This is a genomic window from Phyllobacterium sp. P5_D12 (assembly GCF_054049495.1).
The window spans coordinates 1-12347 of record NZ_JBFUMG010000012.1; the positions used below are offsets into that span (position 1 = coordinate 1).

Below are 12347 nucleotides of genomic sequence, written 5' to 3' on the forward strand. Positions count from 1 at the left end.
CGGTGGCGCGGAGACCAACAGCGAAATGGCAATCGAAATGCTGGGCGAACCACGTTCCGGGATGGTCGCCATCTGCAATTCACCCTTGGTCGAGGGTGCAGTCATTGCCGCGGCGGAAGCGTCCGGCGGGGCGTCGCTTGCAAAAGTAGTCGCCACAGCCGAGGAACTTTCCCCCTCATGAGCGACAAGCAGGATGCGAGAATACAGGAGACGGATCGCGTGACGGTGCAGCGGCAGACAGAAATCGAAGTCGTGCACGGAACCGGGTTGCATGCCCGACCTTCGGTGATTTTCACCCGTCTAGCCAAATCCTTTCCCTGCACGATCGAGATAGAGGTGAACGGAAACAGCATCTGGCTGAATGGCAAAAGCATCGTAAAGGTTATGGGAGCCAAAATCCGGAAGGGTTCCGTTCTGAAAATTCGCGCCGACGGAATTGGTGCGGCAGAAGCGATTGCGGCGTTGAAGGAACTGGTCGAACACAATTTCGACGAGGGAAAAGTCGATGGCCGAAATGTTTAGATTGCAAGGCCATCCAGGGCTCGAGTTCAACGACGCTAACTGCTCGCCGACGGCGGGGAATTAATATGACGCGGGAAGTCATGGAAGATCCCATTGTGGCCTACAAGACCATTTTGGCCCAGATTATCGACAATCGCCCGTCAGGAACCCGTCAGCGTCTGGCCGCGGCTCTCGGTAAACACCGGAGTTTCGTCACCCAGATTACAAGTCCGGCCTATTCCACGCCATTGCCGGCGCGGCATCTGGCGACAATTTTCAGGGTTTGTCACTTTAGCCCGACTGAACAGGAACAGTTTGTGACGGCCTATCATGCCGCGCATCCGGGAAAATTGCCGGACTTTGGCAGTACTGAAGGTTTGAGATCGCTGTCCCTGATGGTTCCGGATCTTGGAGACGATAAGAAAAATCGATTGGTGGATGAAGCAATCACAGACTTTGTCCAGAAGATCGCAACACTTTTGGGAAATGCAGATTGAAAGGTCTGATCCTAGCTCGTTATTCTCAAGATGGCTTGGTGGAGGTCAAGAGCCGTGCTTGAATAAGTCGATGCCAGTGGAGGGGCACGATGAAAAAGTTCATGAACAAGGCCGCGTCTATGGTTGCCGAAAGCCTTGAAGGCTTCGTCTCGGCCCACGACCGTCTGGTCATGTTCGGTTCCGACCGGAAGTTCGTCAGGCGGCGCCATCTTGCGCCAGGAAAAGTTGCGATCGTATCGGGTGGGGGAGCGGGTCATGAGCCAATGCATGTCGGCTTTGTGGGCCTGGGCATGCTGGATGCCGCCTGCACCGGACATATCTTTACCTCTCCCACGCCCGACCAGATTATCGCTGCCATCGAAGAAACAGACAGCGGAGCGGGATGCCTGCTGATCGTCAAGAACTATGACGGGGATTTGATGAATTTCGAAATGGCTGCGGAGGCAGTGACGGGGCGGCACCGGATCGAGACGGTTGTGGTAAGCGACGACATTGCGGTGCCAGGCCCGCCGCGAAGCTCCGGCAGGAGGGGGGTTGCCGGTACACTCGTCGTCGAGAAGATTCTTGGAGCGGCCGCCGAGGCTAGAATGGATCTGGCCGGATTGAAGGCGCTTGGTGACCGGTTGAACACGCGGATACGTACAATGGGCGTGGCTCTCGGCGGTGTCACCGTTCCCGATACGGCACGTTCCACCTTTGTGCTGAACCCGGACGAGATGGAGATCGGGGTCGGGATACATGGCGAACCCGGGCTTTCCCGGCAGAAACTGACCGATGCCGACACTATCGCCAGCATGATCTGCAATACTATCCTCGTGGATATAGAGCTGCAAAACGCGGACCGCGCTCTGGTCCTGGTAAACGGCTTCGGGGGTACTCCGACGCCAGAACTTTACCTTATTTACAACATTGTCCGTCGCCTGTTCGAAGCTAAAGGCATCAGTGTCGCGAGATCATTGGTAGGAACCTACGTGACCTCGCTCGATATGGCAGGTCTTTCTGTCACTTTGTCGTTGCTTGACGAGGAGGGGCTGCATTTTTGGGACGCTCCCGTTTCGACAGCTGCGCTGCAGTGGAGCTCTCGGGAAGTCTGAATATTGCACCGGCTTTGCGACCTCTGACAGCTAGCTCCTGCACTAAGCGAAAGGTGTCCGGGTATCCATTTCGGCCAGCCGCGATACGACGCTGTCCGAAGTAGACGAGATGGCCGCACATGACGATATCGTCATCGGATTTTTCCTGTAAATGTTTCAACGTCTCGTCGTATGTGCCACTGCGCCTTCTCTTTCTATCGTCACTTTCAAGTACCCGGATTACTTTGCTCGAAATGACCGGCGATTTCGGCGCCAGTCGCGATCCAGACGTCGCCTTTCGCTTGAACATGGCGCAGAAAATCCCTGAGAATATACCAACGCATTGGCCGTCCTGAGACTTGCGGATGCAGGACAAGTGTGGTTACGCCGCCCCAAGCATGCGTTGCTTCAAATTCGTCGATCCATAGCGGAAGAATCGCTTCACGCCCGAAAAGTGCGCGTGGGCTGGTCCGGCTCGACATTCCGAAATTCCAGTCGTCGAAGGCGAAATTGACAGGGATTTCAACGATGCCTGGCTTGCCGTCCGCGAGTTGGTGGCGATAGGGCAGTATGTCGTCGCGGAACGAACTTGAATAGCGAATGCCGGCCTTCGCCAGATAGGCAAGAAGCTCGGGGAAATTTTCACCTGACGGTGCGCGGTAGCCAATTGGCCTCACGCCCAGCGCTTTCTCCAGTGCCTCGAATCCGCGGTCTATCTCCTCGAACGTTTCATCTAGTTTTTCGCGGTCCGGCATTTTGTGCAGATAACCATGATGGCCAATCTCGTGACCCGCCTTCACGATGAGCTCGCACGCGGTCCTATGCGCCAGCGCCGTCCAGCCTGGAACGAAGAATGTGGCCTCAAGTGCCAGTTCCTCCATGAGTTGCAGTATTTTAGCAATCCCGACACGGGCGTCGTAGCCGCCATGCGAAGTCGTGACCATACGGTCGACGTTCGACGGATTGTTACCGATCCAAGCAGTTTCTGCATCGACGTCAAAGCCGATAAAAAGGGCGCTTTTCGCACCGTTCGGCCATGTCATCGGCGGTGTCTTGGGCGCTGGATTGAGCGGCCGTGGAGAAAGATCGTAGGTCATGCTGGAACTCCTTCAGCGGAAGGTCGGCCGATTATCTGTGTCACCTGCAAGCAGTGTCTCGAACTGGCGACAATCTTCGACATATTCGAGTGTATCAAGCACGTTCAAGAGATTGGACACCCGATCGTCATCAAGGGTCATGCCGGCAAGATGCCGGAATTTGTTGTCGATTGCTTCCCGTTGCATCGGTCGTTCGGAGGATCCGGTCGCGCGCGGGACCATGCGCGAGGCGCGAGTTCCGTCGGAAAACAAAAGTGTCAGGACCGGCTCGTCCAGCGGCCGCATGGCTACGTCGATTTCGAGGTCCATCCGCTGCATGATTGCGCCGACGCGAGAATCCGACCTACACTGGGAGGAATAGGCAACGAGGCCGGCAGTGCCGAAAACGCAGCGTGCCGCAAGCGCATAGGGCAGGCTCATCTGCGTGCCGGCCATGGACTTACTGATTTTGTGACCACACATGCCCATCAGCATTTCGCTGAGTTGCAAATGCATAGACACGATATTCTCCGGTTTTTGTTGAGTTTCTTGGAGAATATCTTCTAGCGCATCGACCGCCGAATGGGCGCCGCGGCAGGAGGCATAGGGTTTCAGAACGGCGCGATTGATTTTCCAGCTCTCCCCAAGCGCCTCCGATAGTTTTTCCGGTTCGCCCGACGACCTGTTGAAAGTACGGAAGAAGCCACCCCACAAATCCTCGAACACTTTCGAGGGTCCGGTAAATCCCTCACCAGCAAGCGTAGCAGCCAACAATCCCCCCTCGGCCGCACGCCCAGCGTGAATTTTTTTGGCCTGCGATCCGTCATGAATAAATCCCCACAATCCGGATGAAAAACTTGTCGCCAGCGTGATTGCATCAAGGCAGCCCTGCTGCGACAAACCCTGCAGATTGGCCACGGCCGCTGCTGCCGCCATCGTTCCGCAGGTGCCTGTTGAATGCCAACCGAGACTGTTGTGACTATCATAGCCCCCAGCGGCTTCAAGAACTCGCCGTCCGACATCGTATCCCGCCACAACGCTCGCGATCAGGCGCTTCCCGCTGATCGCATGTTCCGACGCAGACACGGAGGCCAGAACCGCGGGCATGACCACGGCTCCGGAATGGTCACACCCACCGGCATCATCGAGCTCGAACGCATGGGCGGCAATGCCATTGATTAGTGCCGCGTCGCGAGCAGATGCGAAGGCTTGCGTGCCCCACAGACGCGTCTTGCCATTCCCGTCGGCAATCTTGCGTGCCAGGCCGAACTCCGTTGAGCGCGCACCGGCAAGGGCGGCACCAAGCGTATCCGCGATGTGGATTTTCGTCTTGGCGACGACGTCCGCTGGAATGTTTTCGAAACGAAGATCTGCCACAAGAGCCGCAAGGCATTCGATAGGAGTTCCGTGGGGGGTGGCGATATTCATGGAAGGAATCTTCTCAAATTTTACGCTGACGTTCGACTTATACAGGATACATTTGAGCGAGATGGTGTCCCGGCGGCAACGCTGCCGAAACACCAATGCCGAAATGTTACTTTGCAGCTTCGCCGTTGATATAGATACCGTCCAACAACGTGCCCTCAAGGCCGTACTTAGCGAAGATTGTCTTGTATTCTCCTGATGCCATCAGCGCTCTTAGTGCCGAGGCGTAAGCGTCGCGCAATTCCGTGTCCTTCTTAGCAAAAGCAATACCCTGATAGACTGCGGTGAAGGGTTCGCCCACAACGGCGTACGTATCCCTTTCCAGCGTGAGTAGGTAGGGAAGCGTTTCGGAACCCTGGACTGCAGCGTCGAGGCGGCCTTGCTTGAGCTGGGCGCGGGCATCTGCCGAACCTTCGGTTCCCACGACGACGATCGCGGGCTTGCCGGCGGCCTCGCAATTGGCGGCGCTCCACTTGGCGGTTTCGTCGGGGAAGGACGTGCGGCGACTCATGCCGATTGTCTTGCCGCAGAAATCGGTAAGCGTCTTGAATTCGTCCTTGCGGGCGAACGAGGTGTAAAACTGGGCACCTGATTTCATATAGTCGACGAAATCGAGCGTGTCGCGACGCTTCGGCAGATCGCTCATGCCGCTATGGATCAGATCGACCCGGCCAGTATTGAGGGACGAGATCATCTGCTCGAAACCGATGTCGGCCCATTCGACCGTCGTTCCGAGCTGCTTGGCGAGGGCAAGGCCCAGATCAATGTCTACGCCTATCAACGTGTTGGTAGCGGGATCCTTGTATTCCATGGGCGGATAATTCGGTTGATTGGCGACAATGATCTTGCCGGCCGTCTTTATCCTTTCGGGCAAATCCTGAGCGCTGGCAGCGGTCGCTGCAACGCAGGCGAGCGTGAGTAGTGCAAGTTGCTTCTTCATAAAGTTCCCCTTGTTTGCCACATGGTTGCGAGTGGCTCCGACGCTTGCCGACGAGCCGTCCCGTATGTCAGCTATGAACGGCCTTGATGAACTCTGCCGTCCTGGCACTTTTCGGATCGCTGAGAACTTCCGATGCCAATCCAGTTTCGACGATCTTCGCGGCCTCCATGAAGGCGACCGTATTGGCTACATTGCGTGCAAACCCCAGCTCATGCGTCACGACAATCATCGTCATGCCGGAAGCCGCGAGATCCTTCATCACGTCGAGTACTTCCGAGACCAATTCCGGATCGAGTGCTGATGTCGGTTCGTCAAACAGGATAAGATCCGGGCGCATTMCCATGGCTCGCGCAATCGCGACGCGCTGCTGCTGACCTCCGGAGAGCTCCGAAGGGTAATGGTTGGCCTTGTCTGCCAATCCGACCCGCTCCAGCAGGGATTTGCCCCGTTCCTGGGCTTCATTGACCGGCTCGCCCAGAACATGCACCGGACCTTCGATGACGTTTTCGAGAGCCGTCATATGGGGGAAAAGATTGAACCGCTGAAACACCATACCGATGCGTCGACGCTGGTACGAAATTTGTGCATCGCTGATCTGGTGGAGGTTGTTGCCCTCGCGGCGATACCCGACCAGTTCGTCGTTGACCCAGATACCGCCGCCATCCATCCGCTCCAGAAGATTGATGCAACGCAGGAAGGTGCTCTTGCCGGAACCGGACGGGCCGATGATGCAGCATACCTCTCCGCGGGTAACCTCAAGACTGACCTTGTCGAGCGCACAAAACTGGCCATAGTTCTTGGTTACGTCGATTGCCTTGACGAGAATGTTCTTGCGCATGACTGGCTCCCTCACATCGCTGACCGGATCGATTTGGAACCGCGTCCGAAATAGCGTTCGATATAGTGCTGGCCGACAGACAGGACCGACACGACGAACAGATACCAGAAGCTCGCCACCAGCAGCAGTTCAAGCACACGCGTGTTCGCGAAGTAGATGATCTGGGCGTTGTGCAGGATTTCAGAGTACTGAATGACGCTGGCGAGCGAGGTGAGTTTCACCATGCCGATCACTTCGTTACCGATCGGAGGCACCATGACACGCATGGCTTGGGGAAGGACGATGCGGCGCAGCATCTTCATCTGTGTCATTCCAATTGTGCGGGCCGCCTCGTATTGACCGCTATCGACAGACAGGAGGCCGCTTCGCACCACTTCGGATGTATAAGCCCCCTGTGAGATGCCGAGACCGAGCACGGCAGCCACGAACGGCGTCATGATGTCGACGGTCCTGAATTCGAAGAGACCGGGTATGCCCATAGTGGGGAAAATGAGCGCAAGGTTGAACCACAGCATGAGCTGCAACAAGGCCGGCGCGCCGCGGAAAACCCAGACATATCCGACGGCGATGGATGACAGGACGGGATTGCCGGAAATCCGCATAATCGCAATGACCACACCTAGGACGATGCCAACCGCCATAGCGACAACTGTCATGACAAGCGTATTGTAAAGACCCGCCAATATTGCAGGCGCAAACAGAAACTGGGAGACGTAGCTCCACTCGATCTGCCCCACGGAAAACGCACGGACCAGTGCCGCCAGCAAGACAAGCACGACCGCCGCCGCAATCATCCGTCCGACATGCCGCTTGGGGACGATCTTCAGATGCGCGATCGCATACCGCTGTCGATCGTCGGGGGATGAAACTTGTGTGATTGCCGTCGTCATACCTAGACCTCGTTGGCTCGGCGGGAGCGGGCCGCGCCGCCCTCCTCACCGGTTAGGGACTTCGTTGCAAAAGCGCGATCATCTGCGAGCGCTGCGCGAAATCGCTCGATCTGCTCAAGAACCCGGACCGGCGCGGTAGCACCGTAACCGGTGCGACTTGCCACAGCCCGATCAAGCTCGACTGCCAGCAGCATGTCGGGTTGCAACCGAGCATCGATCGCACTCAAGTCGCTTGCCATTAGACTTGACAGATCATGACCGCGGTCTTCGCAATACTGAACGACAGCTCCAGTGATTTCATGGGCTTCGGCGAAAGGAATATTCTGGCCGACAAGCCAATCGGCAACTTCCGTCGCAAGGGTGAAACCACGTGGCGCTTCGTCGCGCAGCCGGGCCACGTCAAAATCAAGTGTCGCCACCATTCCAGCGAAAGCTGGCAGGACGACCTCGAGAATATCGATGCTTTCAAACATGGCCCGCTTGTCTTCAGCCAAATCGCGGTTATAGGCGAGCGGCAATCCCTTCATGGTCGCAAGAAAGCCGGTGATATTGCCAATCACACTGCCAGACATGCCACGTGTCAATTCTGCAATATCCGGATTCTTTTTTTGCGGCATGATCGACGAGCCGGTGGAATAGGAATCGTGCAGCGCGACCCAGCTAAATTGCTTGGAACTCCAGATGCAGATTTCCTCGGCAAGTCGGGAGAGATTGACGGCGATCAAGGCGCAGATGAAGAGGAATTCCGCAACATGATCGCGGCTCGCGACTGCATCGATGGAGTTTTCGCAAGCACCGGAATAACCAAGTTCTGTTGCCGACAGATCTGGTCGGCGGGCAATGGCAGAGCCGGCGAGAGCTGCCGCGCCGAGCGGGGACCGGTCAAAACGGCGGTCCCAGTCGCGAAAGCGCTCGATATCACGCAGCAAGGCCTGGGCATGCGCCATCAGGTGATGACCAAGAATGATGGGCTGTGCAGGTTGAAGGTGCGTAAAGCCCGGCATTACCGTGTTAATATGCCGGGAGGCCTGATCCACGATGGCTTCTTCCACCGCAATGACTCCCGCGGTAATCTCGCGGACCATGCGGCGCAGATAAAGACGTGTGTTGTTTGATGTCTGATCATTGCGCGAACGGCCGGCACGTAGCTTGCCGCCAAGCGTGCCCAGACGGGAAATCAGCAATCGCTCGAGAAAGGTATGCACATCCTCATCGCCGTCGGTCGGTACTTCATCCCCGTTGGCAACATCCCGCTCGACCGCATCGAGCGCTTGGCGAATAGCCGAGAATTCTGTTTCATCGAGAACGCCTGCGCGCTGCAACTCGGAGGCATGGGCCCGGGAACCCGCAATGTCTTCCGCATAAAGCCGAAAGTAGGATTGCGGAGCACGAGATAACGCCAGTAGCGCTTCGGATGGTCCAGCCTTAAAGCGTCCGCCCCATAGTTTTGTCGGTTCTCTCATGGCAGCCTCCGCAATTCGTGTTTAATTCTTGGGCAGGTTTTCACATGCCATTTTTTCCGGCAAGCGAAGTTATTTCCTTCCGTTATGACAAAAACGACTAGGTGATTTTGTTACCAAGGTTTGCTACATTCGCATCAAGGCGCCTGCCAAAACGTGCCAGGGAACGAGCTATTTCAATGATAACAGGTCGGCCCAGACTGCCTTCCACAACGGCGCTTCAAGTTCTTTTGGCCATCGCGGAGCGTGGTTCCACGAGTGCTGCTGCCGAGAGCACGTCGCTTTCGCAAAGCGCGGTCAGCAAGCAGTTGATCGCTTTGGAAGCGCTGATAGGAGGCCCCGCCTTTGCGCGCACGGCGCGCGGGATGCTCCCGACGAAGGCAGGTCTTATTTATATCGAGCATGCCAGGACTGCTCTGAAGGCGATGGAAGACGCGTCGCTTCAGGTTGCAAGACTGAGACCAGACCCGCGCATTTTGCGACTGCAGGTTCCTCCGATTTTCGGCGACCGCTGGCTGTTGCCGCGTTTTGTCGATTTCGCAGAAAAGCACCCTGAAATAGACGTGCAGTTCACGACTTTCGTTTCATCGACGCAGTCGGAAGAGCCAGACGGCATATTTCGGTTTGTCCGCGGCCCGCTTGCCGGGGAGGACACGGTATACTTGTTTGGACGCGACGTGGTGATCGTCAGTGCGGTATCGTACTGGGACAAGATCGGTATGCCGGAAAGTATCGAGCATCTGGCAAGCGGGGTAATGCTTGAGCACCCACAGACAATGCTGCACTGGCAGGATTTCGCCGTTGCGAATGGCTGCCCGGATCTCGTACCACGGCACACGATCCGGTTTGGCTACTATACAATGGTCATACGCGCAGCGCTTGCTGGGCAGGGGATGGCGCTGATCCCGCGCAGACTCATACTGGATGATCTTCAATCGAAGAGACTGGTGAACCCGAACGGCTACTCTTATAAAGGTGATTGGGGATACTGGTTCGCGACGCCACAGGACGTTCCCGATAGCTATTCAATGGAAAGGTTCAAAGGCTGGCTTATTAGGGAGACCGAAGCCATGGCACTCTAAGCGCGTGCAATAATGCGTCACTTACCGCTTTCAGAAGCCAATTCCTTCAGCGCATGACCATCCAGCCGATAGAAAAGCTTGTCCTCCTTTCGCGTTGCTCCGAGATTGTCATAAAAATTGAGCAGGGTTGCATTGGTACGGTCGGCGGTCCAGTCGACCCGGCCGAGGCCGCGCTCGAGGCAAAGCGCACCCAGCGCTTGCAACAACTGCTTTCCGATACCGACCCCGCGCTGACTTTTTGAGACGAATAGTTCCTTGAGGAAAAACCCGGGCTTGAGCCCTGGGCCAGGAAACACCGTGGAGAATGCAGCAAAGGCGACAATGCGGTCAACGTTCGCCGCCACCAGAACTTCCGTGCCCGCCGGCAAATTGCGCAGATTTGCCACTATGGTCTCGCGCGGGGGGCAAAAAACGGTGTAGTGCGTCTGCATTTCCTCAAAAAGCAACGAAAGATCATCACAGTCCGAGCCTTCAAGCAACCGAAGCGTAACCAATTTTTGATGCTCCCACGGTATTTGGATCGGATAAGATAACGTCTTCCATTTTTGTAACCATCTTTCTCCAGGTAAATCCAGTCTCCGTCATTATTGCATTTGGTAAGACATCCAATAACGGCAACTATCGGCCAGCCATTAGAAATGAGCAAAGGATTGTCTTCTACAAGACATTTGTTGGAAAGTACGATAGGGTGAAATTGCTTATGCGTTATCAGCACCAACTGTTGTGATGTGCAGGGGTGCCTGCGGAACTTCCGCCAACCCCGAAAGACTGATTTGTCACATGGTTCAGAGGCTAGAAATCGACGCTTCCAGCTGATTCTAATCAAACCGTCGCATTATGACGACAACGGATATGTGATCCGTTGGTGGCGCGCCATGATTCCCTCGAATTCGCTCGCTGCTCTATACGGCATTGCCCTTGACTGTGCAGATCGTGAGGTACTCGGTGCGGATATTGCCATCGACATCACGGTCATCGACGAGACCAACACACGCGTCAATATTCCGGTGCTCTTGGATCAGTTTCGGCGAAACGACAATTTTGGAATGGTCGCTCTGATTGGTGTCCAGTCCAATCAATATCCGCGTGCGCTCGACATTGCCCGCCCGTTCCGCAATGCATCGCTGCCCGTCGCCATGGGAGGCTTTCACGTGTCGGGTTGCTTGGCCATGCTTGATGGAAGCGCTGTCGGGCTCGACGCATGTCGCAAAATGGGCATTGCCATGTTTGCCGGCGAGGCCGAGGGCCGGCTGGAGACCGTGCTGCGCGATGCTGCGTCGGGCCAACTCAAATCGCTTTATAACTTCATGAATGACTTGCCGAGCATCGACGGTGCCCCCGTACCGTTCCTGCCTAAACGTTACATTGAGCACACGCTCGGCCTCAGTGCGAGCTTCGATGCTGGACGTGGTTGTCCCTATCAATGTTCATTCTGTACAATCATTAATGTGCAGGGACGCAAATCGCGCTTCCGCTCGGCTGATGATGTCGAAAAACTGGTGCGCCTGAACTGGGCGCATGGCATCCACAAGTTCTTCATTACCGATGATAATTTTGCGCGAAACAAAGAGTGGGAAGCGATCTTCGATCGGCTGATAGCTTTGAAAGAGAAGGAAGCGATCCCGCTTGGTTYGATGATCCAGGTCGATACGCTCTGCCACAGGATTGAAAACTTCATAGAGAAGGCGAAGCGCGCTGGTGTCACCCGCGTTTTCATCGGGCTGGAGAACGTCAACCCAGACAATCTCATCGCGGCAAAGAAGGCCCAGAACAAGATCACCGAATACCGCAAGATGCTGCTGGCGTGGAAGGAGCAGGGCATCATGACGCTGGCTGGCTACATCCTCGGCTTTCCAGCGGACACGCCCGAAACGATCAGACGTGATATTGCGATCATTCAAGAAGAGCTCCCGATCGATGTCATTGAGTTCTTCTGCCTTACACCACTGCCCGGATCGGAGGATCATCAGGCCCTGTGGAAGAGTGGCGTCGAGATGGACGCCGATCTCAACATTTACGATGTAGAGCATGTCTGCACCGCCCACGCCAAGATGACCAAGCCTGAATGGGAGGCCATTTATCGGGAGGCGTGGTCGCTCTACTACACACCGAAACACATGAGGACCCTGCTGCGTCGCGCGATTGCAACTGGCGTTCCAGTCGGCAGTCTTGTCAAGGTGCTCGTCGCGTTCGCGACGATGGTCCCTCTCGAGCACGTGCATCCATTGCAGAGCGGTATCCTGCGTTTGAAACGCCGGTCAGAACGACGACCCGAATTGCCGCAGGAAAATCCCTTGATCTTTTGGCCTCGCTTTGTTTGTGGAACGCTTGCCAAGCACGTCATCCTTGCCGCTGCGATTGTCCGGCTGGTCTCGACGGGATTCTTGATTTCGCAAAGCCCGGGCTCAAGGAAATACATGGATCGGGCATTGATGCCCGTCGGTGCTGATGATGAAGAGAAACTTGACCTCTTCACCAGGACGACAGGTGGTAGCGCGGCGGTGAAGCACGTGAAAAAGATTGCGCGGCTGACACACCCAGGTCGAGCCATCTGACGCGCATGGA

13 protein-coding genes are annotated in these 12347 nt (G+C 56.0%); 6 read left to right on the plus strand and 7 right to left on the minus strand.

The window, feature by feature from the left end; all coding sequences use genetic code 11:
* From ACXJ5O_RS01995 to dhaK, 4 genes are all read left to right on the plus strand, one after another.
* Window positions 1-181 (plus strand): PTS sugar transporter subunit IIA domain-containing protein (locus ACXJ5O_RS01995; RefSeq protein ID WP_457298410.1); only part of this gene is annotated, 181 nt, incomplete at its 5' end.
* On the plus strand, window positions 178-522 hold the full coding sequence (locus ACXJ5O_RS02000) for an HPr family phosphocarrier protein (protein ID WP_457298411.1): 345 nt from the start codon (window positions 178-180) through the stop codon (window positions 520-522). The genes ACXJ5O_RS01995 and ACXJ5O_RS02000, both read left to right, overlap by 4 nt.
* A gap of 65 nt (window positions 523-587) precedes the next feature.
* Window positions 588-998, plus strand: a complete 411-nt coding sequence (locus tag ACXJ5O_RS02005) for a hypothetical protein (protein ID WP_457298412.1) — start codon at window positions 588-590, stop codon at window positions 996-998.
* An 89-nt stretch (window positions 999-1087) separates the two neighbouring features.
* The gene (gene dhaK / locus ACXJ5O_RS02010) at window positions 1088-2092 is read left to right on the plus strand and encodes a dihydroxyacetone kinase subunit DhaK (protein ID WP_457298413.1); all 1005 of its coding nucleotides are present in this window, start codon (window positions 1088-1090) and stop codon (window positions 2090-2092) included.
* Between the two features lie 206 nt (window positions 2093-2298).
* On the opposite strand, the gene ACXJ5O_RS02015 is transcribed toward dhaK, so the two are convergent.
* From ACXJ5O_RS02015 to argH, 6 genes are all read right to left on the minus strand, one after another.
* Complete coding sequence (locus ACXJ5O_RS02015; RefSeq protein ID WP_457298414.1) at window positions 2299-3168, minus strand: polysaccharide deacetylase family protein; 870 nt, start codon at window positions 3166-3168, stop codon at window positions 2299-2301.
* 12 nt (window positions 3169-3180) lie between these two features.
* The gene (locus ACXJ5O_RS02020; RefSeq protein WP_457298415.1) at window positions 3181-4575 is read right to left on the minus strand and encodes an MmgE/PrpD family protein; all 1395 of its coding nucleotides are present in this window, start codon (window positions 4573-4575) and stop codon (window positions 3181-3183) included.
* 106 nt (window positions 4576-4681) lie between these two features.
* A complete protein-coding gene (locus tag ACXJ5O_RS02025; RefSeq protein WP_457298416.1) occupies window positions 4682-5512 on the minus strand; it encodes an ABC transporter substrate-binding protein in 831 nt (276 codons plus the stop codon).
* A gap of 67 nt (window positions 5513-5579) precedes the next feature.
* Window positions 5580-6350, minus strand: a complete 771-nt coding sequence (locus ACXJ5O_RS02030) for an amino acid ABC transporter ATP-binding protein (RefSeq protein ID WP_457298417.1) — start codon at window positions 6348-6350, stop codon at window positions 5580-5582.
* Window positions 6351-6361: 11 nt separating this feature from the next.
* Window positions 6362-7240, minus strand: a complete 879-nt coding sequence (locus ACXJ5O_RS02035; protein WP_457298418.1) for an amino acid ABC transporter permease — start codon at window positions 7238-7240, stop codon at window positions 6362-6364.
* Window positions 7241-7242: 2 nt separating this feature from the next.
* Window positions 7243-8703: an argininosuccinate lyase gene (argH, locus tag ACXJ5O_RS02040; RefSeq protein ID WP_457298419.1), complete on the minus strand. Its 1461-nt coding sequence runs from the start codon at window positions 8701-8703 to the stop codon at window positions 7243-7245.
* Between the two features lie 176 nt (window positions 8704-8879).
* Between argH and ACXJ5O_RS02045 the strand changes: the two genes are divergently transcribed.
* Window positions 8880-9782, plus strand: a complete 903-nt coding sequence (locus ACXJ5O_RS02045) for a LysR substrate-binding domain-containing protein (RefSeq protein ID WP_457298420.1) — start codon at window positions 8880-8882, stop codon at window positions 9780-9782.
* A 17-nt stretch (window positions 9783-9799) separates the two neighbouring features.
* Here the strand turns inward: ACXJ5O_RS02045 and ACXJ5O_RS02050 are convergent, their stop codons facing one another.
* On the minus strand, window positions 9800-10213 hold the full coding sequence (locus tag ACXJ5O_RS02050) for an N-acetyltransferase family protein (protein WP_457298439.1): 414 nt from the start codon (window positions 10211-10213) through the stop codon (window positions 9800-9802).
* A 342-nt stretch (window positions 10214-10555) separates the two neighbouring features.
* Here ACXJ5O_RS02050 and ACXJ5O_RS02055 point away from each other — a divergent pair, with 342 nt between their 5' ends.
* Complete coding sequence (locus ACXJ5O_RS02055; RefSeq protein ID WP_457298421.1) at window positions 10556-12337, plus strand: B12-binding domain-containing radical SAM protein; 1782 nt, start codon at window positions 10556-10558, stop codon at window positions 12335-12337.
* Window positions 12338-12347 lie beyond the last annotated feature (10 nt).

Bases quoted from the DNA above. Each gene is read 5' to 3' on its own strand.
- ACXJ5O_RS02035 (WP_457298418.1), bottom strand. From the start codon at position 7,240: ATGACGACGGCAATCACACAAGTTTCATCCCCCGACGATCGACAGCGG.
- ACXJ5O_RS02025 (WP_457298416.1), bottom strand. From the start codon at position 5,512: ATGAAGAAGCAACTTGCACTACTCACGCTCGCCTGCGTTGCAGCGACC.
- ACXJ5O_RS02050 (WP_457298439.1), bottom strand. From the start codon at position 10,213: ATGCAGACGCACTACACCGTTTTTTGCCCCCCGCGCGAGACCATAGTG.
- ACXJ5O_RS02005 (WP_457298412.1), top strand. From the start codon at position 588: ATGACGCGGGAAGTCATGGAAGATCCCATTGTGGCCTACAAGACCATT.
- ACXJ5O_RS02000 (WP_457298411.1), top strand. From the start codon at position 178: ATGAGCGACAAGCAGGATGCGAGAATACAGGAGACGGATCGCGTGACG.
- dhaK (WP_457298413.1), top strand. From the start codon at position 1,088: ATGAAAAAGTTCATGAACAAGGCCGCGTCTATGGTTGCCGAAAGCCTT.
- ACXJ5O_RS02045 (WP_457298420.1), top strand. From the start codon at position 8,880: ATGATAACAGGTCGGCCCAGACTGCCTTCCACAACGGCGCTTCAAGTT.
- ACXJ5O_RS02015 (WP_457298414.1), bottom strand. From the start codon at position 3,168: ATGACCTACGATCTTTCTCCACGGCCGCTCAATCCAGCGCCCAAGACA.
- ACXJ5O_RS02020 (WP_457298415.1), bottom strand. From the start codon at position 4,575: ATGAATATCGCCACCCCCCACGGAACTCCTATCGAATGCCTTGCGGCT.
- argH (WP_457298419.1), bottom strand. From the start codon at position 8,703: ATGAGAGAACCGACAAAACTATGGGGCGGACGCTTTAAGGCTGGACCA.